This window comes from Comamonas sp. 7D-2 (assembly GCF_022749555.1).
GTDB lineage: Bacteria > Pseudomonadota > Gammaproteobacteria > Burkholderiales > Burkholderiaceae_C > Comamonas > Comamonas thiooxydans.
On sequence record NZ_CP094238.1, the window covers coordinates 1,616,417 to 1,637,477 of the forward strand.

The 21,061-nt window shown below is 60.9% G+C and carries 21 protein-coding genes and 1 pseudogene; 10 read left to right on the forward strand and 12 right to left on the reverse strand.

The features are described 5' to 3' along the window. Positions 1–199 precede the first annotated feature (199 nt). Positions 200–790 (reverse strand): hypothetical protein, encoded by a 591-nt coding sequence (locus MPZ60_RS07300; protein ID WP_034360420.1) that lies wholly within the window; start codon positions 788–790, stop codon positions 200–202. Positions 791–839: 49 nt separating this feature from the next. Further along, positions 840–1,304: a GNAT family N-acetyltransferase gene (locus MPZ60_RS07305; RefSeq protein WP_034360423.1), complete on the reverse strand. Its 465-nt coding sequence runs from the start codon at positions 1,302–1,304 to the stop codon at positions 840–842. A 224-nt stretch (positions 1,305–1,528) separates the two neighbouring features. Between MPZ60_RS07305 and MPZ60_RS07310 the strand changes: the two genes are divergently transcribed. From MPZ60_RS07310 to MPZ60_RS07345, 8 genes are all read left to right on the forward strand, one after another. After that, positions 1,529–4,504 (forward strand): monovalent cation/H+ antiporter subunit A, encoded by a 2,976-nt coding sequence (locus tag MPZ60_RS07310; RefSeq protein WP_242881904.1) that lies wholly within the window; start codon positions 1,529–1,531, stop codon positions 4,502–4,504. Continuing rightward, complete coding sequence (locus tag MPZ60_RS07315; protein WP_003061035.1) at positions 4,504–4,869, forward strand: Na+/H+ antiporter subunit C; 366 nt, start codon at positions 4,504–4,506, stop codon at positions 4,867–4,869. The genes MPZ60_RS07310 and MPZ60_RS07315 overlap by 1 nt, the downstream gene beginning before the upstream one ends. Further along, the gene (locus tag MPZ60_RS07320; protein WP_034360429.1) at positions 4,866–6,698 is read left to right on the forward strand and encodes a monovalent cation/H+ antiporter subunit D; all 1,833 of its coding nucleotides are present in this window, start codon (positions 4,866–4,868) and stop codon (positions 6,696–6,698) included. The genes MPZ60_RS07315 and MPZ60_RS07320 overlap by 4 nt, the downstream gene beginning before the upstream one ends. Next, positions 6,695–7,195 carry a Na+/H+ antiporter subunit E gene (locus MPZ60_RS07325; protein WP_034360432.1) on the forward strand — a complete coding sequence of 167 codons (501 nt, stop codon included), beginning with the start codon at positions 6,695–6,697 and terminating at the stop codon, positions 7,193–7,195. Before MPZ60_RS07320 ends, MPZ60_RS07325 begins: the two co-directional genes overlap by 4 nt. Continuing rightward, positions 7,192–7,470: a K+/H+ antiporter subunit F gene (locus tag MPZ60_RS07330; protein WP_003057255.1), complete on the forward strand. Its 279-nt coding sequence runs from the start codon at positions 7,192–7,194 to the stop codon at positions 7,468–7,470. Before MPZ60_RS07325 ends, MPZ60_RS07330 begins: the two co-directional genes overlap by 4 nt. Beyond that, positions 7,467–7,895, forward strand: coding sequence for a monovalent cation/H(+) antiporter subunit G (mnhG, locus tag MPZ60_RS07335; protein ID WP_034360435.1), 429 nt, complete (start codon positions 7,467–7,469; stop codon positions 7,893–7,895). The genes MPZ60_RS07330 and mnhG overlap by 4 nt, the downstream gene beginning before the upstream one ends. A 53-nt stretch (positions 7,896–7,948) precedes the next feature. Beyond that, entirely contained in the window at positions 7,949–8,326 is a 378-nt protein-coding gene (gene crcB / locus MPZ60_RS07340) for a fluoride efflux transporter CrcB (RefSeq protein WP_034360438.1), read from the forward strand. 217 nt (positions 8,327–8,543) lie between these two features. After that, entirely contained in the window at positions 8,544–9,422 is an 879-nt protein-coding gene (locus tag MPZ60_RS07345; RefSeq protein WP_034360441.1) for a TIGR00730 family Rossman fold protein, read from the forward strand. Between the two features lie 4 nt (positions 9,423–9,426). Here the strand turns inward: MPZ60_RS07345 and MPZ60_RS25140 are convergent, their stop codons facing one another. From MPZ60_RS25140 to MPZ60_RS07380, 8 genes are all read right to left on the reverse strand, one after another. Next, positions 9,427–9,555, reverse strand: a complete 129-nt coding sequence (locus MPZ60_RS25140; protein ID WP_255777528.1) for a hypothetical protein — start codon at positions 9,553–9,555, stop codon at positions 9,427–9,429. Then, on the reverse strand, positions 9,545–10,066 hold the full coding sequence (locus tag MPZ60_RS07350; protein WP_012837554.1) for a DUF2199 domain-containing protein: 522 nt from the start codon (positions 10,064–10,066) through the stop codon (positions 9,545–9,547). Before MPZ60_RS07350 ends, MPZ60_RS25140 begins: the two co-directional genes overlap by 11 nt. Before the next feature lie 11 nt (positions 10,067–10,077). Continuing rightward, positions 10,078–10,710 (reverse strand): DUF938 domain-containing protein, encoded by a 633-nt coding sequence (locus MPZ60_RS07355; protein ID WP_034360444.1) that lies wholly within the window; start codon positions 10,708–10,710, stop codon positions 10,078–10,080. Positions 10,711–10,789: 79 nt separating this feature from the next. Continuing rightward, complete coding sequence (locus MPZ60_RS07360; protein ID WP_034360448.1) at positions 10,790–11,374, reverse strand: hypothetical protein; 585 nt, start codon at positions 11,372–11,374, stop codon at positions 10,790–10,792. 208 nt (positions 11,375–11,582) lie between these two features. After that, positions 11,583–12,302 carry a hypothetical protein gene (locus tag MPZ60_RS07365; protein WP_034360541.1) on the reverse strand — a complete coding sequence of 240 codons (720 nt, stop codon included), beginning with the start codon at positions 12,300–12,302 and terminating at the stop codon, positions 11,583–11,585. A 300-nt stretch (positions 12,303–12,602) separates the two neighbouring features. Further along, entirely contained in the window at positions 12,603–13,103 is a 501-nt protein-coding gene (locus tag MPZ60_RS07370; RefSeq protein ID WP_034360451.1) for a GNAT family N-acetyltransferase, read from the reverse strand. A 135-nt stretch (positions 13,104–13,238) separates the two neighbouring features. Next, complete coding sequence (locus MPZ60_RS07375; RefSeq protein WP_003061052.1) at positions 13,239–14,792, reverse strand: fumarate hydratase; 1,554 nt, start codon at positions 14,790–14,792, stop codon at positions 13,239–13,241. Between the two features lie 135 nt (positions 14,793–14,927). Continuing rightward, positions 14,928–17,114, reverse strand: coding sequence for a bifunctional diguanylate cyclase/phosphodiesterase (locus MPZ60_RS07380; protein ID WP_242607120.1), 2,187 nt, complete (start codon positions 17,112–17,114; stop codon positions 14,928–14,930). A gap of 245 nt (positions 17,115–17,359) precedes the next feature. Here MPZ60_RS07380 and fumC point away from each other — a divergent pair, with 245 nt between their 5' ends. Both fumC and MPZ60_RS07390 read left to right on the forward strand, forming a co-directional pair. Then, entirely contained in the window at positions 17,360–18,751 is a 1,392-nt protein-coding gene (gene fumC / locus MPZ60_RS07385) for a class II fumarate hydratase (RefSeq protein ID WP_034360456.1), read from the forward strand. Positions 18,752–18,841: 90 nt separating this feature from the next. Further along, positions 18,842–19,078, forward strand: a pseudogene (locus MPZ60_RS07390) (SulP family inorganic anion transporter); the annotation flags it as partial. Positions 19,079–19,202: 124 nt separating this feature from the next. On the opposite strand, the gene MPZ60_RS07395 reads toward MPZ60_RS07390, so the two are convergent. Together MPZ60_RS07395 and MPZ60_RS07400 are read right to left on the reverse strand one after the other, a co-directional pair. Next, positions 19,203–19,781, reverse strand: coding sequence for an SMI1/KNR4 family protein (locus tag MPZ60_RS07395; RefSeq protein WP_034360462.1), 579 nt, complete (start codon positions 19,779–19,781; stop codon positions 19,203–19,205). A 53-nt stretch (positions 19,782–19,834) separates the two neighbouring features. Beyond that, entirely contained in the window at positions 19,835–21,031 is a 1,197-nt protein-coding gene (locus MPZ60_RS07400) for a multidrug effflux MFS transporter (protein ID WP_034360465.1), read from the reverse strand. Between the last annotated feature and the right edge of the window lie 30 nt (positions 21,032–21,061).

Sequence of the window (21,061 nt, forward strand, 5' to 3'; positions counted from 1 at the left end):
GTTTCAAGTGCATCGATCTGCCCTGTAAATGCTGCCAAATGTGTGATTGCACTGAGCACAAAGCCCATTCCGGAAATCAGCATCAGTGGCGGCAGAAGAATTTGCATGGCGGCTTGAAAAGATAAAAAAGGAGCTGAAAGCGCTTGTTTACTGGTAGTTTCAGTAGTCAGTCAGATGTTTTTTTATTGTGGCACACCGATCAGTGCTCATCTTTTTGCTGTGGGGCTGCCAGACGAATGCTGTCCACAAGCCTGCCGAAGTAGCTTTCGCGCATGGACAGCGAGGCGGGCAATGGGGCAGATGGCAGGCTGCCGTAGCCATCTTCATCAATGCAGAATTCGAAAAACAGGTAGTCGACTTCGGGCAGCTTGAGCTGATGGCGGCAGGCATGGCGGCCTGTGCCCCGTTTTTTCTCGGCAATGGTCTGCATGCTGGTATTGCTTCCCAGGACCGCCGTATAGGCCATGAGCAGGGTTGCTGCCAGGTTGAGCCAGAGCATGAAAGCCATGAAAGCGGTGCATAGCAAGGCCATCAGCCAGCGCTTGATGGGGCCGTAGCTGAGCCAGGGGCCTGCCGGTTGCCAAAGTCCCAGCCTATGGAGTCGCAGCAGCCAGATGCCGGCGGCTGCCGTAAGTGCCAGCGCCAGATACAGCGCGATCAGTTGCCAATGCGCATCGGGTATGAAGCTGCGCCAGAAAATGGGGGCGAGTGCGCCCACCATCACCGCCATGAAAGCGACGATCAGCCATTTCTGTGGATTGGATGTTTCAGGTTTCCAGAGCCAGTTCATGCTTGTTGCATCGGTTGGGGTGCTGCCGGTAGTTTGATCTGAGCCAGGTTCAAAGAGTTTTTCGCATACGCGCGTTGCTCAGGGCAATGCCACGTACGACGGGGATTTGCTGGCGCTGTAGCTCAAAGCCGAAATGAGCGAAGAAAGCCTGGGCATTGAGACTGACATCGGCGGTCAGCTCAGACAGGCCGTTTTGCCGTGCTGCTTGTTCGATATGTGCAAGCAGCAATCGGCCCACGCCCTGGCGCGCATATTGCGGAGCTACAAAAAAGTGGTCGATATAGCCATTGGCCTGCAGATCGGCATAACCCATGGGTGAGTCATTGGCGCAGATAGCGACAAAAGGCTTGAGTGCCTGGATGCGCTGGCGCCACTCCATCCAGTCGGGATGTTGTGGCGCCCAGGCGTCAAGCTGCACCTGGCTGTAGTGATTCACTGCCAGCTGATGAACAGCATCGTGAAACACCTGCCATAGCGCGACTTCATCTCCGGGGCGATAGCTGCGTACATGCATGGGTTGGCAGATTGATTGAGTTTGGCAAAAATGGTTTGCAGCAGATGTATGACACCGGTGCCGCGCGCAAGGGCGGCTGTGGAGGCGCTTCTCTATCTGCATGCAACCCGCTGTTTTGATGAATTTTCTGTCATCAACTGAAGGTGAACTGTGGTCTAAAGTCTGTGAAATGCTCAGGTTTTTATAGCGGAAAAAATAACGTCAACCTCTAGAATGATCCGCCCATGCCCCTGATATACCTCATCCTCCTACCTTTTGCAGGCAGCCTTTTGGCTGCTTTATTGCCTGCGAATGCGCGCAATACTGAATCAACACTCGCGGGTGTCATTGCGCTGATATGCGCAATTCAGGTAGGGATGCTGTTCCCGGAAATGGCCGATGGAGCGGTGCTCAGGCAGGAGATTTCCTGGCTGCCGGCGCTTGGGCTGAATCTGGTGATCCGCATGGACGGGTTCGCCTGGCTGTTCTCCATGCTGGTCTTCGGCATTGGTGCGCTGGTGGTGCTTTACGCGCGCTACTACATGTCGCCCACTGATCCTGTGCCGCGCTTTTTCTCGTTTTTTCTGGCCTTCATGGGGGCCATGGCGGGGGTGGTGCTCTCGGGAAACATCATTCAGCTGGTATTTTTCTGGGAACTGACCAGTCTTTTTTCGTTCCTGCTGATCGGCTACTGGTATCACCGCAAGGATGCGCGCCGGGGCGCACGCATGGCTTTGACGGTCACGGGAACGGGCGGGCTGGCCATGCTGGTAGGCATGCTGGTGCTGGGTCATATCGTGGGCAGCTATGACCTCGACAATGTTCTGGCTGCAGGGCAGCAGATTCGCGATAGTCACCTCTATCTGTTGGCATTGGTGCTGATTTTGCTTGGTGCACTAACGAAAAGTGCTCAATTTCCATTTCAGTTCTGGCTGCCAAACGCCATGGCGGCTCCCACGCCCGTGTCGGCCTATCTGCACTCGGCCACCATGGTCAAGGCCGGCGTGTTTCTGCTGGCACGGCTGTGGCCGGTGCTGGCGGACACCGATGCATGGTTCTGGTTGGTCGGTGGAGCCGGTGCCATGACGCTGCTGATTGGCGGCTATTGCGCGATGTTCCAGCATGATCTCAAGGGTTTGCTCGCGTATTCAACGATCTCGCATCTGGGGCTGATTACCTTGCTGCTGGGCCTGAACAGCAAGCTGGCCGCCGTGGCGGCGGTGTTTCACATCATGAACCATGCGACCTTCAAGGCTTCGCTGTTCATGGCTGCTGGCATCGTGGACCATGAAAGCGGCACGCGTGACATCAGGCGTCTCTCGGGCCTGCGCTTCATGATGCCGATCACGGCCACGCTGGCCTGTGTGGCCAGTGCCGCCATGGCCGGCGTGCCCTTGCTCAACGGCTTCATCTCCAAGGAAATGTTCTTTGCCGAGACCGTCTATCTGGATGCAGCACCCTGGGTCAAGACTGTGCTGCCCGTGGTTGCGACCGTGGCGGGCATGTTCAGCGTGGCCTATTCGCTGCGCTTTACGTTCGATGTCTTTTTTGGGCCCCAGGCAAACGATCTCCCTCACGAGCCGCACGAGCCGCCGCACTGGATGCGTGTACCGGTGGAGCTGCTCGTGCTGGCTTGCCTGATCGTCGGCATCTTCCCGGCCTGGGCGGTGGGCGGTTTCCTGGCTGTCGCTGCAACTCCAGTCGTAGGCGGCGACTTGCCGCAGTACAGCCTGGCCATCTGGCATGGCTGGAATATGCCGCTGATCATGAGCCTGGTGGCGCTGGCCGGTGGTATCTTGCTCTACACCATGCTGCGCTGGCAGCGCACGGTCGGACACTTTGATACGACGCCCGTGCTGGGCCGTGTCAGCGGTCGCAGGATTTTTGAGAATCTGCTGGCTCGCATCACCTGGCTGGGCCGGGTGGGGCGCCGTAATCTGTCCACGCGCCGCCTGCAGTGGCAGATGCTGTGGCTGGTCTGCGTTGCTCTGGTGGCAGCAGCATTGCCAATGTGGCTATGGGGCATGAAGCTGGGCAATCGCGGCACTTTGCCCGTGTCTTCGGCTTTTGTCCTGCTCTGGGCAATTGGCTGCCTGTGTGCGCTGGGCACGGCCTGGAAAGCCAAGTACCACCGGATGACTGCATTGATCATGCTCGGCGGCACGGGCCTGTGCACGGTGCTGACCTTCCTCTGGTTCTCGGCTCCCGATCTGGCTCTGACTCAACTGGTGGTGGAAGTCGCCACCACGGTGCTGATCCTGCTGGGGCTGCGCTGGCTGCCCAAGCGGGACAAGAATATGCGCACGGCCGATAACGCCGATGCCAGGGCCAAGGCACGCCGCCTGCGCGATCTGGTGCTGTCGCTGATTGCCGGTGGCGGTATGGCCTGGCTGGCGTTTGCCATGATGAGCCGGCCTTTCTATGAAAGCACCTCCACCTTTTTCCTCGAAAACGCGCTGGGCGGCGGTGGCGGCACCAATGTGGTCAATGTGATGCTGGTGGACTTCCGCGGCTTCGACACCTTTGGCGAAATCGTGGTGCTGGGCATTGTGGCCATCGTCATCTATGCGCTGCTGCGCCGCTTCCGTCCGGCACGCGAGGCCATGGACATCCCGGAGCAGCAGCGTTATGTGCCTGGCGATTTGCAGACCGACCTGCTCAACCCGCGCAATGCCAGCGATACAGCCGTGGGCTACCTGATGGTGCCAGCCGTGCTGGTGCGATTGCTGCTGCCGTTTGCGACGCTGGTGGCTGCCTATATCTTTGTGCGCGGCCATAACCAGCCTGGCGGCGGGTTTGTGGCGGGGCTGGTGTTTTCGGTCGCCTTGCTGATGCAATACATCATCTCGGGCACGCATTGGGTGGAGGCGCATCTGCCACTGTATCCACGTCGCTGGATTGCCGCGGGTCTGCTTTTTGCGCTGGGCACAGGCCTGGGCTCGGTGGCCGTTGGCTACCCCTTCTTGACCAGCCACAGCTTTGACTTTTCGCTGCCATTGGTGGGACATGTGCATCTCGCCAGCGCCACCTTCTTCGATATCGGGGTGTTTGCGCTGGTGGTGGGCTCCACCATGCTGATCCTGACGGCGATAGCCCACCAATCGGTGCGCGGACACCGCTTCCATGCACGCTTGCTGGAAGAGCAGGAACAAGAGGCCAAAAAGGCCGAGGCCGAGGTGCAGGCAGCCACAGCTGCAGCACTGGCAAGGGGAGGTATGTAATGGAAATCGTTTTGGCCATTGCCATCGGTGTGCTCACCGGCTCGGGCGTCTGGTTGTTGCTGCGCCCGCGTAGCTACCAGGTCATCATGGGGCTGGCGCTGCTGTCCTATGCCGTCAATCTGTTCATCTTCTCCATGGGGCGTCAGGGCCTGTCGATCAACAAGGTGCCGGTGTTGCAAAACGGTGTGCCGACCGATTTGTCGCACTATGCAGACCCCATGCCTCAGGCCCTGGTGTTGACCGCCATCGTCATCGGCTTTGCCATGACGGCGCTGTTCCTGGTCGTGCTGCTGGCATCGCGCGGCGCTTCTGGAAACGACCATGTGGATGGCGTGCACTCGCGTACCGAACAGGAAATGCTATGACCGGGTGGACCGAGCGTTTGATGCCGCACCTGATGCTGGCTCCCATCATGCTGCCCATGCTGACGGCAGCGCTGATGCTGTTTTTGCGTGAAGAGCGTCAGCGCCTGAAGCTGGGCATGAACATCCTGTCCACCACGATCAGTCTGGTGATCGTGGTCATGCTGCTGGGCTGGACCAACCAGGCGGGCTCTGCCGTCACCATGTCGGTCTATATGCCCGGCAACTGGCCGGCGCCCTTTGGCATCGCGCTGGCGCTGGACAGGCTGACTGCTCTGATGCTGCTGGTCACCTATGTGGTGGCACTGGCGGCGCTGGTGTTTTCCGCTGCGCGCTGGCACAAGGCCGGGGTGCATTTCCACCCCTTGTTCCAGCTGCAGCTGATGGGGCTCAGCGGTGCCTTCATCACGGCCGATCTGTTCAATCTGTTCGTGTTCTTCGAGATCATGCTGGCAGCCTCTTACGGTTTGCTGCTGCATGGTTCCGGCAGCACGCGCATTCAGGCCGGCCTTCACTATATCGCCATCAATCTGGCAGCGTCTTCGCTGTTCCTGATCGGCGTGTCCATGCTCTACGGCATTACCGGAACGCTCAATATGGCCGATCTGGCCCGCGCCATTCCGCAGGTGCAGGACGCTGACCGCGGCCTGCTGCATGCGGCAGCGGGTGTGCTGGGAACGGCATTTTTGATCAAGGCGGCTCTGTGGCCGCTGAATTTCTGGCTGGTGCCTGGCTACAGCGCGGCGACTGCGCCGGTGGGAGCCTTGTTTGCGCTCATGACCAAGGTGGGGGTCTATGTCATCTTGCGCCTGTGGACCTTGCTGTTCAGCTCGGAAGCCGGGGCATCGGCCCTGTTTGGCAGTACCTGGCTGATCGTGGGTGGCATGCTGACCATGGCCTTTGGTGCGATAGGCATGCTGGGCTCGCAACGGTTGACCCATCTGGCGGGCTTCGCTGCCATTCTTTCGTCCGGTACCCTGCTGGCCGCGACGGGCTTTGGCCAGAATCTGCTGACAGCCGGCCTGCTGTATTACCTGCCGGGCTCCACGCTGGCAGTTGCGGCCCTGTTCCTGATCGCCGATGTGGTGGACCGCTGGCGCGTGGATGATGACGCGGGCGAGCCCTATGAGGATGATGAAGCGCCATTCCTCAATGCAGAGCTGTTGCCCACCGAAGGCTTCAATCTCGACGATGATGAAGAGCTCATGATCGGCCGGGCCTTCCCGGCAGCGGCGGTTTTTCTGGGTCTGAGCTTCATGGCCTGCACCTTGCTGATCTCGGGCCTGCCGCCTCTGGCCGGCTTTCTCGGCAAATTCGCCATGCTGACCAGCCTGCTCAATCCGCTGGGCATGGGTACATCCAGTGGTGTGAAGGCCGGTCCGCTGGGCTGGAGCATGGTGGCCCTGCTCATCATCACCGGTCTGATGGCGTTGGTGGCACTCACGCGCGCCGGCATCCGACATTTCTGGGCCAATCCGGAGCAGAGCGCGCCATCACTCAAGGTGGCGGAAGGCCTGCCCATCGTTGCACTGCTGCTGTGCTGTGTGGTGTTGACGGTCAAGGCCGATGATGTGATGCGCTATACCCAGCGAGCGGCCAATGCCCTGCATTCGCCCGATGTCTATGTGCGTACCGTCCTGGGTCTTGCTCCGGTACCTGCGCCCAAGGAGAAGAAGGCTCAGGAGGCTGCGGGTCCCGAGGCGGCGGCACGTGCTGCCGCGCTGGAAATGCAGGCGGAGCCCGTCCCTGGTATCGGCGATGAAAGCGAAGCTGCACAGGATGCCGCTACCCAGACCGCAGCCTCGGCTCAGAAAGAGGAGAGCCGCCCATGAAGAACATCATGAAATCCATCTTCCCGGCACCGCTGCTGTCGGTAGCTCTGCTGGTGCTGTGGCTGTTGCTCAACCGCTCGGTCAGTGCCGGCCAGATCTTGCTGGGCCTGATCCTGGGCCTGCTGATCCCCGTGCTGCTGCGCGGCCTGCGCCCCTTGCCGGTGCGGGTCAGCCATCCGCTGAGCATTCTCAAGCTGGCATTCCGTGTGGTCTGCGACACCTCGGTCTCCAACTTCAATGTGGTGCGTTTTCTGCTGCTGCCGCGCATGCGCAAGCACCCGGCGGCCTTTGTCCATATTCCGCTCGAGCTGCGCGATCCCAACGGGCTGGCAGTACTGGCCATGATCGTCTGCCTGACGCCCGGCACTTCCTGGGCCGAAATCTCGCGCGACCGCTCCATGCTGCTGCTGCATGCGCTGGAAGTGGAGGATGCCAAGCAGATGGCCGACTTTGTAAAGTCCCGCTACGAGAGCCTGCTGATGGAGATTTTTGAATGAACCCCTGGTTTTATTGGGTGCTGATGGCATCTCTGGTCATGCTGCTGGCGGCCATGGGCTGCTCGGTGCTGCGCCTGCTCAAGGGGCCGCATGCGCAAGACCGCGTGCTGGCGCTGGACTGCATGTATCTCAACGGCATGCTGGCCATGCTGGTCATGGGCATTCTGTACGACAGCACCAATTATTTCGAGGCGGCCTTGCTGGTGGCTCTGTTCGGCTGCGTCGGCTCCACGGCCATGGCCAAGTTCCTGCTGCGCGGCGAGGTGATCGAATGAGTACCGAAGTCATTGGCGTGGATCTGCCGCTGTGGGCCCAGATTCTGGTGGCGGCCCTGGTCTTCGGTGGCTCGTTGATTGCTCTCATGGGCTCCGTGGGCTTGCTGCGGCTCAAAAGCTATTTCGAGCGCGTGCACGCGCCCTCCATCATCGCCACCATGGGCTGCTGGCTCATCATGCATGCCACCTGGATCTATTTTTCCGTCAGCGGCCAGGGCTTTGTCATGCACTCGGTGCTGATTGCCATCTTCATTGCCGTGACCGTGCCCATCACCACCATCTTCCTCATGCGCGCGGCGCTGTTCCGCTCGCGCCGGGCAGGAGAGAGCGTACCGCCCACGCTCAGCAACCTGGTGCGCAACGAACCCCTGGACGAGGAAGAGGCCGCCGAGGCCGATGAAAAGCCCGTGGCGCATAAAGCCTGAAATCCTGCCGCCCAAGCCTTTCAGGGCCGCCGTCTTGCGCTAGATTGGCGGCCATGCTCAATATTTTCGCCATCTGCATCGGTGCCTGTCTTGGCGCCCTGTCGCGCTGGGGGCTGGGACTGTGGCTGAGTGCCGGAGCCAGCATGCCCTGGGGCACTCTTGCCGCCAATCTGATCGGCGGCTATCTGATCGGCGTCTTCATCGCGCTGTTTCAGGCCATGCCCCAGCTGGACCCGGCCTGGAAACTGGCCATCATCACCGGCTTTCTCGGTGCTCTGACCACGTTTTCCAGCTACTCGGCCGAGGTCATCGGCCTGCTGCAGCAGCAGCGCCTGGCCGCAGCCCTGGGCTGGGCCTGTGTGCATCTGGTCGGCTCTCTGTTCATGACCTACATGGGTATGCTCAGCTGGAGCATCGGGTTCAGCCGTTAAGCTGGCAGACCATTTGCCACTATTGCGGCAAACTGCTTCAGCGTTTAGAGGCGAAATACTCTCCAGGGCTATAGCTTTGTGAGCGTATAGTGCAAGCATCATCTGCACTACAGGTGCATTTGAGCTTGAAGTACTTGACGGATGGGCGGTCAGCGCTACGAAATCTTTAGGGATGGCTGTAGTCCGTGCTGCTCAGCATTCTAAGAACCGAGGGTCCATGCAAATTTCTTCACCCCTGTCCGATACCGATCTGGCCAATGCCTGGGCCGAGCTGCACAACCAGGCCCATAACGGCAAAGAGCTGGAACCTCAATCCAACCGCCTTGCATTCGCCGATCCGGAGTTCATGTTCCGCCGCGAAACCCGTGGCATCCGCATGCAGCTGGAAATGCTCAAGCCAGATCTGACCCAGATCGAGCGCGGCATCGAGCACACGGTGGTTGTCTACGGCAGCGCACGCTTTGTGGATATGGAGCAGGCGCGCGAGCAGCTTGCGCAAGCCAAGGCCAGCGGCGATACCCAGCGCATGGCGCTGGCCGAACGCGGCATGCGCAATGCCGAGCGCTATGAGGCGGCACGCGCCTTTGCGCGCATCGTGGCGACCGAAGGCATGAAGCAGGCGCCCAGCGAGCGCTTTTACATCTGCACGGGCGGTGGCCCCGGCATCATGGAGGCGGCCAACCGCGGCGCGCATGATGCGGGTGCTCCCAATGTGGGGCTGAACATCTATCTGCCGCATGAACAGCATGGCAACCCCTACATCACGCCGGGGCTGAGTTTCAAGTTCCACTACTTTGCACTGCGCAAAATGCATTTCATGATGCGCGCCAAGGCGCTGGTGGCCTTTCCTGGCGGCTTCGGCACCATGGACGAGCTGTTTGAAGTGCTGACGCTGGTGCAGACCCACAAGAGCAAGCCCGTGCCCGTGATCCTGTTCGGCACGGAGTTCTGGAAGCGGGTGCTGAACTTCGACGTGCTGGTGGAAGAGGGCACCATTTCCGCCAAGGATCTGAACCTGTTCCGCTACACTGACGATCCGGCCGAGGCCTGGTCTTTCATCCAGCAGTTCTACCAGACTGGCTGGAGCAACGGATAAGCAGTCACGCCTGATCACCAAACGGCCAGAAACCGCCAGAAGATTTTCCTCTGGCGGTTTTTTGTTGCCCATCAATGCATGAAGATAGCTCTTGATGAGCCAGCGCTTGGGCCATGTTTGGCTTAAATGCCATGCAGCGATTGCTCGGCCAGTTGCTGGGCACGCGCGATCGAAATGCCTTCATGCTGATCGACGACCAGCGCATCGCTTTCCTCATCGCAGCGGTGCAGCACCACGCGCGGGCGTGTGCCGTCGGCCTGGATATGCACATCGGCCGGGCGTGATTTTTGCGTGGGGTAGACGGCAATCAGATTGGACAGCCAGCCAAAGAAAATCGGGTCTTCGGGAGGTTTGTCGAAGGAGTCCAGATAGCGCTGAAAACTGGCTTCGCTGGCCGACACCCAGATGCCCCAGAGAAAGGGCTCGTCCAGGCCATGGATCGGCACTTCCAGAATGGCGCGCACATAGTATTGCGTGCCTTCGGGGTGGGCGATGACGCAGAGCTCGTCGCTCAGCTCGGCCCATTCCTCGCGTTCTTGCTCGCTCAGGCGTCGGTAGGGTGCAGGGGCATCGAAAGCAAAGCTTGGCGATCCTTCGTGAATCTGATCGCATTTGCTGCATTGGTAGGCAAAGATGGCGGCCATGGTGTAAGAGTTCAGCGTTTGCGAAAGACCAGCGTGCGGTTATTGGCCGGCATGGCCTGATCGAGTTCAAGTTGCAGGCCGTGCTGACCGGCCAGGGCCACGATGGCTTCAAAATCGCGCAGGCCGCTGCGCGCATCACGCTGGCGCAGCCAGGCGTCGAAGGCGCGGTTGCTGTCGCTGGTGAAGTGGCCGCCGTAGTTGAACGGGCCATAGATGGCAAACACGCCTCCTTCGAGCAAGTGCGAGCCCACCAGATCAAACATGCGCTGCACCAGCGGCCAGGCCACGATATGGCAGGTGTTGCTGGTAAAGACGGCATCAAAGCCTGATGGATCCGTGGTTGCGGGCCAGGCATCGGCTGCCAGGTCGAACTCTAGCGGAGCACGCAGATTGGGTGCTCCATGGGCGGCGTGCCAGGCCTGGATGCCTGCATGACTGTCGGCCAGGTCGCTGGTCTGCCAGACCAGCTGCGGCAGGCGCGGTGCGAAGTACACGCTGTGCTGCCCGGTGCCGGAGCCTATTTCCAGCACATGCCGGCTGTGCTGAAAAGCGGACTTCAGCACTTCGAGAATAGCGGCCTGATTGTTTTCGCAGGCCTGGGAAAAAGGCAGTTGCAGGGCTGTCGATGGAAGGTTTGGGGTCATAAGGGTCTTGGCGGGCAGACACGGGAAATCGTGCAGGCATCTTCTCCCGAAATGCCAAGTCCGAGCACTGCGACAGCCTTCACGGTTTTAAGCGCAGCCTGATCTCGGGTCGTACGTTCAGGCTGCCGATTTTCCAGCTGTACGCGCCCAGGCCCAGCGTGGGCGTGGAGCTGGCGTTTTGCGAGAGTACCTCGGCATTGCCGGGCAGGCTGACCTTCAGGCTGCCGTTCATGGTGATGCCCAGTTGCGCGAAGTCTCTCTTTTCCTTGTCCTTGAGCGGTTTGGCGGCAATCGTCATCACGCCGTTTCTGTCGGTCTGCACGGTGAACATGTCCAGCAGTTGCAGGCCTTCACCGGGCTTTCGCTGGCCGGCAATTTCCAGCGCATAGCGAGCATTGCCTTTGTAGACGGCTTTCCTGACCTCGGGTTCGCGGCTCAGTTGCTGCGCTTGCGCCGCCAGCTCCTGGTGATCTTTCTCGCTCAGCACACCTTGTTTTCTAAGCTTCATCACGGCCAGGGCATTCACCACCGTGCCGTCAAAGCGGTAGCTGTAGCTGCCATCGGCCTGCACTTCCACGCTGGCGGAGAAGCGCTCAGGTACCAGGCAGGCGGTCAGCAAGGCGACGAGGGCGGTGGTCGTCAACAGCGCAAAAATCTTGTGCATGAGGACTCCTTTTGAGTGGCATTGCAGTGGCCCAGGGTGCAGAGGTCTGAGTCATCGTAGAGCAAACAGGGCATGCGCCAATAGGGGCTGCCATCAAGATTGCGTGGAGTTTTGCCGGAAGATTATTCAAAAAGAGTAGCCGCAAGCGATTTCTACATAAGGGATATAGAACCTTTGACTTTGATTTCGGCGGGCCGGAAGCGATCGTTCACTTGGATTTTGATTCGGCTTTGAGCTGGCTGATGGCTTCCTGATAGCCCTGTAGATACTTGGTGCGCGTCTGCTCGGCCAGGCTAGGCCACTGCGCGGCTGGCAGGCTCAGCGATTCCATCGTCAGCCTGGCGGCCAGTTGCGGGTCCCGGGAGGCCTGCACCGCCTGCATCCCGTGCAGATTGATCCAGTGCGGGTCGTAGGCGTGGGGTGTGCGGCGATCCCAGTCCACAACCTTGGCGATCAACTCCTGAGCCTTGTCCAGATCCTGAAACAGATGGCGGTTGATGGGGGCTCCATAGCTCTGATTCATCACATCGACCGCTTGTCTGGCAGTGACGTCGGCGCAGCGATTGGCGTCGAAGCGGGCACGCAGCTGGCCAGCGTAGAACCAGAAGGCAGCCTCGTCCCGCAGACCTGCCTTGAACAGTGTTTGCGACAGCACATAGAACACGGGCGGTTGAAAGCGCTCGGGCGCGGCGCGTATGCGCTCGAGCACGGCTTGCTGCTGCTGAGGCGTACCCTGCGACAGCAAGCGAAGCGCCTCCTGCCCCAGTCTGGTGTCGATCTGCGCATAGACTCCCTGGGGGACCAATACCTGAGTCGCAGGGGAGGGCAGCGGTTTGGGCGCAGCCGATGGCTGCTGAGTCTGTGCGGAAGCAAAGCCCGAGAGCGCCACCAGCGCACCGGTCACCATCTTTGCTGCGACATGGCTCATGCTGAACTCCTTGTGCTTGCGATGCAAATCATTCTGGACGGCGTCAGACAAATACCCACTCTGTCGCATATCTTAATTAGCATGCTTGGTATCTGTGTCTCGTATTTACCAAGAAGCCCTGATTTCGATGAAGACTAGGCATCGCGTTGCCGTGAACCCCGAAAGCTTTGCTTGCTGATGGCGGCGGTGTGCCCCATGTCGGCTTAGCCAGCACATCGGCTTTGTCATCGGTGCTGCGCCGATGGCCGAGTGTAGATGCCGCCTCGCCGCCGAGCCGACAGACCGTCAAAACCGGCAGGCTCAGTCCCGGGCGTTGAATGCCCTGTGATAACTCACTTCGCCTTGCGGTGGTAGGCCTTCGAAAGACAGGGCTTGAAAGTACTCGGCAGGCACTCCGGGCAGCACCAGGCCCGGCACCGTCCGGAAACCAAAGCGTCGGTAGTAGTCCGGATCGCCAAGCAGCACGCATCCCCGCGCAGACTGCGCTTGCAGAGCGCTGATGGCTGCCTGCATGAGTGCACTGCCAATACCCTGTCGCTGTCTTTGGGGAATGACGGAGATGGGGCCCAGGCCGAACCAGTGCTGGCTGCCGTCGCTGATGGTGACGGGAGAGATGGCGACATGCCCGACGATTTGCTCGTCAATCTCTGCGACCAGGGACAGGGCAAGCGCCCCGGCTGCGCGCAACTCACGCACGATGAATTGCTCGGTGTGATCGGTATGCGGTGCGTCCTTGAAGGCCTGGATCGTCACTTGCTCGATGGCCTTGGCATCGGTGGGGAGTTCTGCTCGGATATGCATGCGTTGGATTGGGGTTTCGAAAAATCTCGGGAAAAGGCCAATTCGGCCCATCAGCCTATTTCAACTGCTTTCTTTAAGCTTCGGGACGAAAAAACCGCCCGAAGGCGGTTCTTTATGGCGGGGCCTGCTGGGTGATTACACACCGGCCACTTCAATGCCCTTGAATTCCCCGGTCGCGATCTTTTCCTTCCAGATCGCGGGGCCGGTGATGTGGGCGCTGGTGCCGCCGGCATCCACGGCCACGGTGACAGGCATGTCTACCACGTCGAATTCATAGATGGCTTCCATGCCCAGGTCTTCGAAGCCAACGACCTTGGCTTGCTTGATGGCCTTGGAGACCAGGTAGGCGGCGCCGCCCACGGCCATCAGATAGGCACTCTTGTGCTTCTTGATGGCCTCGATGGCGACGGGGCCGCGCTCGGACTTGCCGATCATCGAGATCAGACCGGTCTGCGACAGCATCATGTCGGTGAACTTGTCCATGCGGGTGGCCGTGGTGGGGCCTGCAGGGCCGACCACTTCGTCGCGCACGGGGTCCACGGGGCCTACGTAGTAGATCACGCGGTTGGTGAAGTCCACAGGCAGTTTCTCGCCCTTGGCCAGCATGTCCTGGATGCGCTTGTGGGCAGCGTCGCGGCCGGTCAGCATCTTGCCGTTGAGCAGCAGTGTGTCGCCGGGTTTCCAGCTGGCCACTTCTTCCTTGGTCAGATTGTTCAAATCGACCTTCTTGGACTTGTTGTAGTCGGGGTGCCAGTCGATCTTGGGCCAGGTGTCCAGCGAGGGGGCATCCAGGTGCACGGGGCCTGATCCATCCATCACGAAGTGGGCGTGGCGCGTGGCGGCGCAGTTGGGAATCATGGCCACGGGCTTGGAGGCCGCGTGCGTGGGGTACATGTTGATCTTGACGTCCAGCACCGTGGTCAGGCCGCCCAGGCCTTGGGCGCCGATGCCCAGGGCGTTGATCTTTTCGAACAGTTCCAGGCGCAGCTTTTCCACGTCGTCGAGCTCTGCACCGCTGGCAGCTTTTTGCTGCAGCTCGTACATGTTGAGGTCTTCCATCAGGCTTTCCTTGGCCAGCAGGACGGCCTTTTCAGCCGTGCCGCCGATGCCAATGCCCAGCATGCCGGGCGGGCACCAGCCTGCGCCCATGGTGGGGACGGTCTTCAGAACCCAGTCCACGATGTTGTCGCTGGGGTTCATCATGATCATCTTGGACTTGTTCTCGGAGCCGCCACCCTTGGCGGCCACGGTCACGTCCACCTTGTCGCCGGGCACGATCTGCACATTGATCACGGCGGGGGTGTTGTCCTTGGTGTTCTTGCGCTTGAACTGGGGGTCGGCCACGACGGAGGCGCGCAGCGTGTTGTCGGGGTGGTTGTAGCCACGGCGTACGCCTTCATTGATGGCGTCTTCCAGCCCCATGGTGAAGCCTTCCCACTTGACGTCCATGCCCACTTTCAGGAACACGTTGACGATGCCGGTGTCCTGGCAGATGGGGCGCTGGCCGGTGGCCGCCATCTTGGAGTTGGTCAGGATCTGTGCCATCGCATCCTTGGCCGCAGGGCTTTGCTCGCGTTCATAGGCGCGGGCCAGATGCTGGATGAAATCCGGCGTGTGGTAGTAACTGATGTACTGGAGGGCACCTGCGATCGAATCGATCAGGTCCTGCTGGCGGATGGAGGTGGTCATCGTGAAGCTTCTCGGGGGTTGCAATCTGTACGCGTGGGGCGCGCACGGTAAACCCATCGATTATCGGTCCAGACGACAATTCTTGCAGCCATAACCCACCAGTCTTATATATGACTGGTGGGTGCTGTGTGGCGTTCAGCCGGTCAGTGCGCCGAGGATGGAGGCCGAGAAATCGGCCTGACCACCTCGGCGATCGCCTCTTGCCCAGGCCAGCAGGCTGTCCGCCGACATGGGGCGCGCGTAGAAGTAGCCCTGAAGCTCATCGCATTGCATGTCGATCAGGATGTCCCGCTGACCCGCAGTTTCCACCCCCTCGGCCACCACGCGCAGGCCCAGGGCATGGGCCAGGCGCACGACGGCATGGACCACGGCGCGGGCATCTTCCTCGGTTTCCAGGTCGCGGATGAAGCTGCGGTCGATCTTCAGCTGCTGCGCGGGCAACTGACGCAGGTAGTTGAGGCTGGAGTAGCCGGTGCCAAAGTCGTCGATAGAGAGAAAGATGCCGATGTCGCGCAATTCCTCGATTGCGCGCTGCGTGGCCTGGGTGTCTTCCATGGCCACGGATTCGGTGATCTCGCAGAGCAGCTGGCTGGCCTGTACGTCGTGGCGCAGCAGCGTCTGGGTGATGCGATCTGCCAGGCCGCTTTCGCGCAGCTGGTGCACGGAAAGATTGATCGCCACCCGCATCTGCAGTCCCATATCGCGCCACAGGGCCAGCTGGCGGCAGGCTTCTTCGATCACCCAGTTGCCCAGGCTGTTGATGATGCCGAAGCGCTCGGCCAGGGGAATGAAGATGTCTGGGGCAATCATGCCGCGTTCGGGGTGAGCCCAGCGCAGCAGCGCCTCGACCCCGATGATGTTGCCGCGCTCGCTGTCGATCTTGGGCTGGTAATGCAACTCCATCTGACCGCGCTGAATGGCATGGCGCAGGTCGTTTTGCAGCTCCAGCTGCTCGGAGGCATCGCTGCCCATATGCGGCTCGAACACTGCAAAACCGTTGCCGCCATTGCGTTTGGCTGCGTACATGGCGGCGTCGGCATTGGCGATCAGGTGGTCGCGGTCACCATGGTCGGGAAAGGCCACGATGCCGATGGAGCAGGTGATCTGCAGCTCCTTGTTGCCTAGGCGAAAGGGCTGACTAAGCGCCTTGAGAATGCGATTGGCCACCGCCATGCAGGCGGCCACGTCCTGGGTGTCCTCCAGCAGCACCAGGAACTCATCCCCGCCCACGCGGGCCACGGTATCGCTGCTGCGGGCTTCCGCCATGAGGCGCTCGGCCGCGCTGATGAGGATCTGGTCGCCTGCTGCATGACCGAAGGAGTCATTGATGGGCTTGAATCCGTCCAGATCTACAAACAAGATTCCCAGCCGCTCCTTGATTCGTGAGCGGTTGGCGCGCTCCAGGCGCAGCAGGGCATGGATGAGGCGGTCTTCGAACAGCAGCCGGTTGGGCAGATTGGTCAACGGATCGGCAAAGGCGCGCTGGCGCAGCTCGGTATTGGCCAGTTGCAGCTTGGCATTGGTTTCCTGCAGCGATTGATTGAGCTTGAAGGCTGTGCTTTGCAGGCGCGCATCGAGCAAGGTGCTGAACATCGCCGCAATCAGCAGCATGACCGTGGTGATGATGATGATGGTGGTGAGCTCGGGGCCGCTCAGGGCTTCCGCGCTCAGGCAGACCGAGCCGCTGGCAAAGCTGGCCGCCGACATCCCGGTGTAGTGCATGCCGCAGATGGCAAAGCCCATGACCAGTGCCGCCAATGTCTGGAACAGCCACAGCCGCTTGCCGGAGAGCGAAAAAAGTGCACGAAACAGAGTCAGCGCCGTGGCCGAGGCCAGTACAGCGATCAGAGCGGAGGCCGCCACCAGCGGCCAGTCCCAGGCAATCGGGATGGACATCTCGATGGCTAGCATGCCCAGATAGTGCATCGCGCAGATGCCGCCGCCCATGAGCAGCGAGGCGCCCAGAAAATGAGGCCAGCGGTATTCGGCCCTGGTTGCCACTCCAAAGGCCAATGCCGATGCCGCGACTGCCGCGACCCAGGATGCCAGCGTCAGAGCACCGCTGTAGCCCAGGGTGATGGGCAGCTCAAACGCCTGCATGCCGATGAAGTGCATGGCCCAGACCCCCGTGCCCATCACCATGGCGCCGATGGCCCACCAGATGCGTCCGATTCTGCCCGAGGCCATGCGCATGCGACGGGCCAGACCCAGCGTCACAAAAGAGGCAAATACCGCGATGACGATGGAGACACACACCATCATCGTGCTGTAGCTTGATGTCATGACGGTGGTGGCGATGGGGGTGGAAAGGTCAGTGAACATTGATGTGGCGGGCCAGCAAGGCCGGTCGGATTCTTTGTCCGACATTGATTTAATGTAACTATGTATTTCTGGCCTTGCCGGCGCAGGGGTGTTGCCTCGATTGTGCTTGCCGCCTGCCGGGCTGAGCTAGCATGGACCGGTTGTGGAAGTGGCCTGCCTGGCGGTGGGTCGACTTCCGTTTGCGGCCAACGGCAGCCAGATTTCTTCAGCCAGCTGCGCCGAGTTGTATTGCAAGGAGCGATTCCATGACAGTCACCCGCCAGGAAAAAGACACTTTTGGCCTGATCGATGTACCCGCCAACAAGCTCTGGGGCGCGCAGACGCAGCGCTCGCTGCAGAATTTTGACATCAGCGGCGAGCAGCAACCGCGTGAAATCATTGCTGCGCTGGCGCAGGTCAAAAAGGCCTCCGCCAGCGTCAACCAGGCGCTGGGTCTGCTGGACGAGAAAAAATCCAGAGCCATCAATGCGGCCGCCGATGAGGTGCTCGCGGGCAAGCACCCCGATGAGTTCCCCCTGGTGGTCTGGCAGACCGGCTCCGGCACCCAGACCAATATGAACGTCAACGAGGTGCTGGCCAATCGGGCCAGCGAGCTGATGGGCGGCGAGCGCGGTGAAGCCCGTCTGGTGCACCCGAATGACGATGTGAACAAAAGCCAGTCCAGCAACGATGTCTATCCCACGGCCATGCATGTGGCTGCGGTGACGGCCATCGAGCACAAGTTGCTGCCCGCCATCGCCAAGCTGCGTGTCACGCTGCTGGCCAAGAGCGAAGCCTTTGCCGATATCGTCAAGATCGGTCGCACGCATTTGCAGGATGCCACGCCGCTGACGCTGGGTCAGGAAATATCCGGCTGGGTTGCCCAGCTGGCCCATGGCGAAGCCCATGTGCGGGCCGCATTGCCGCATCTGTATGAGCTGGCACTGGGGGGGACGGCCGTGGGTACGGGGCTGAATGCCCCCAAAGGCTACGCCGAAGGCGTGGCGGCAGAACTGGCCAGACTGACGGGCTCCCCGTTTGTCACCTCGCCCAACAAGTTCGAGTCCCTGGCGAGCTGCGACGGCTTGGTTTATGCACATGGCGCTCTCAAGACGCTGGCTGCAAGCATGATGAAAATCGCCAACGACGTGCGCTGGCTGGCATCCGGGCCGCGCAGCGGCCTGGGCGAAATCTCGATCCCGGAGAACGAGCCAGGTTCGTCCATCATGCCGGGCAAGGTCAATCCCACGCAGTCCGAAGCCGTGACCATGCTTTGCGCCCAGGTGTTCGGCAACGATGTGGCCATCAATTTCGGCGGAGCCTCGGGCAACTTCGAGCTCAATGTGTTCCGCCCCATGGTGGCGCACAACTTCCTGCAAAGCGTGCGCCTGCTGGCCGACGGCATGGTCAGTTTCAACGATCACTGCGCCGTGGGCATAGAGCCAAACCGTGCGCGCATTGACGAACTGGTAGGCCGTTCGCTGATGCTGGTGACAGCGCTCAACACGCATATCGGTTACGACAAGGCAGCCTATATTGCCAAGAAGGCGCACAAGGAGGGTAGCAGCCTGCGTGACGCGGCCATTGCCAGCGGCCATGTGACGGCCGAGCAGTTCGATCGGTGGGTCGTGCCCGAGCAGATGGTCGGCAATCTGTAAGCCGGTTCCGTCCTGAAAAGAGCCCGCCTGCCGGGCTCTTTTCTTTTTGCCCGGCTGTTCAGGTGTGACCAGCAATCTGCACAAGCCTTTATGACTGCGCGCTGGATGCCTGTGGGCGCGGACTGGATTGCGGGCCTGTCTATCGCGGGGCTGCTGCTGCCCGAGGCCGTGGCCGTGGCCGTGGCCGTGGCCTATTCTGGCATTGCCGGTGCGCCGCCCCAGGCCGGGGTGATTGCGCTGTTTGCGGGCTTGCTGGTCTATGGGCTGCTCGGTACCAGCTGCTTTGCGATTGTGTCGTCGACCTCATTCTCAGCGGCTATGCTGCTGCGGCTGGCCCGCGTCAAGGACAGTCTGCGCGAGCTGCTGCAGCGCGTGCAGATGCCGGGCTCAACCCCGACTGCTATTCAGCCTGGAGGGTGGACGCTGCCGTGCAGGCCTTGACCGCCGATTTTCACCAGGTGCCCGGCGGTGCCACGCAGCCTGCGTCTTCGATATAGACATGCTTGCCTTGCTCCAGCTCGTCGGCCAGCAGCGCCAGCCAGGCCGAGAAGCTGGGTGCAAACACGCCCTTGGGGCCTGCCTCGTGATCAAACTCGATGATCTGGCCAGCATGGCCACCAGCCGCTGGCGCAAGGTCCAGCATGGCGCCATCGCCGCAGTTGTCGGTCAGGGGAATACGCAGTGCATCCCAGTACACGGGGCGCAGGGGGCCTTGCAGATAGTCAGGGTTGTAGTCCGGGCCAAGCCCCCAGCCTTCGCTCTTTTGCATGTCCGCATACATCTGCCAGACCTCCAGCATGCGCTGTGTGGACAGCAGCTCGCCAAAGTACAGCAGATAGGCCTCATTGGCCGCGCCGTTGTGCAGGGCCAGTGACTCACGCACATCGTCCGGCAGGCGCTGACCCAGGGCGGCTTCCAGCTCGGCAATTTCTGCCTCGCTGGCGCCATCGGCCAAGATCAGAGTGTCTTTGGGGGTGTTCTGGGCATACCAGGCGCTGATGCGCTGCCAGCTTTGGGCAATGGATGACATGGTGCTCCTTGAATCTGTTTGCTACTGAATATATAGCTGTTTACGATTTTCCATCAAGCACTAGAGGCCGGTTTCATCCTGAGCGCGCTGCGAAAGCCCAACTGACCCACGACGCAGGCAATCAGCAGCACGGCAAAGGCCGACAGAGCAGGGCTGCTGCCCAGGCTGGCTCCCAGCGTGCACAGACCGCCAACGGCCATCTGGGAAAAGCCGTAGACGCCGGCGGCCGATCCCGTCAAATCGCTGTGCACGCCCAGAGCCTTGGAGAGTGCGGCGGGGCTGGTCATGCCGGAACCCAAGGTAAATAGCAGCATCAATGTCACGACAGCGGGCACGTTGATCAGCTGCAGCAGCGTCAGGACTACCAGTGCTGCCGCGCAGCCCAGGCTCAGCATATTGCCGCCCAGTATCAGCCGCTCCAGCGGCCAGCGTTTGATGAGCTGGCGTGCCAGCGCATTGCCTGCAGCCATGCCGGCCATCAGCACCCCGAGGTAGATTCCAAGCTGCGCCTTGCTGGTGTGCAACTGCTCGATGAAGATGAACGGCGCTGCAGCAATAAAGGCGTACATGGATGTGGTGGCGCTACCGCCGCCTATGGCGAAGCCCAGAAACTGGGGTGAACCCAGCAAGGTTCGATAGTCATTGCGCACGGTGCGCCAGTTCAGCTTGCCGGTGGGGTGACCGGTCTCAGGAAGCAGGCGCCAGACTCCGATGGCCGTCAGCGCGCCCATGAGCGCCAGCACCGCAAAAATGATGCGCCAGCCGAACAGTGCATCCAGCCCTGAGCCTATGGAGGGGGCGATGCCCGGGCCAATCATCATCATGAGATTGAGCAAGGCCAGACTGCCCACGGCGGTTTCGGGTGTCGCAGTGTCGCGGGCAATGGCGCGGCCCAGTGCCAGGCCGGCGCAGCCGCCCAGAGCCTGAATCAGGCGCGCGCCAATCAGCATATTCGCGCTGGGGGCCAGAAAGGCCGCAAGGCTGGCGACGGTGTAGAGACACAGCCCGACCAGCAACAGAGGGCGGCGGCCCAGTGCATCCGACATGGGGCCGTAGATCAGCTGGCCCAGTGCCAGGCCGAGGATGTAGACGGTGATGGTCTGCTGCATCTGTCCGCTGCTGGCGCCGAAGTGGCGAGCTGCATCGGGCAGAGCCGGGATGAACATATGCATGGCCATGGTGCCGGCGATGGTGACCATGACCAGCAGCCAGAGCGGCGCTTTGCGTACAGGGGTGACGGGACTTTGCATACAAGTGAAATCCGGAACTGGCCGTGAGGG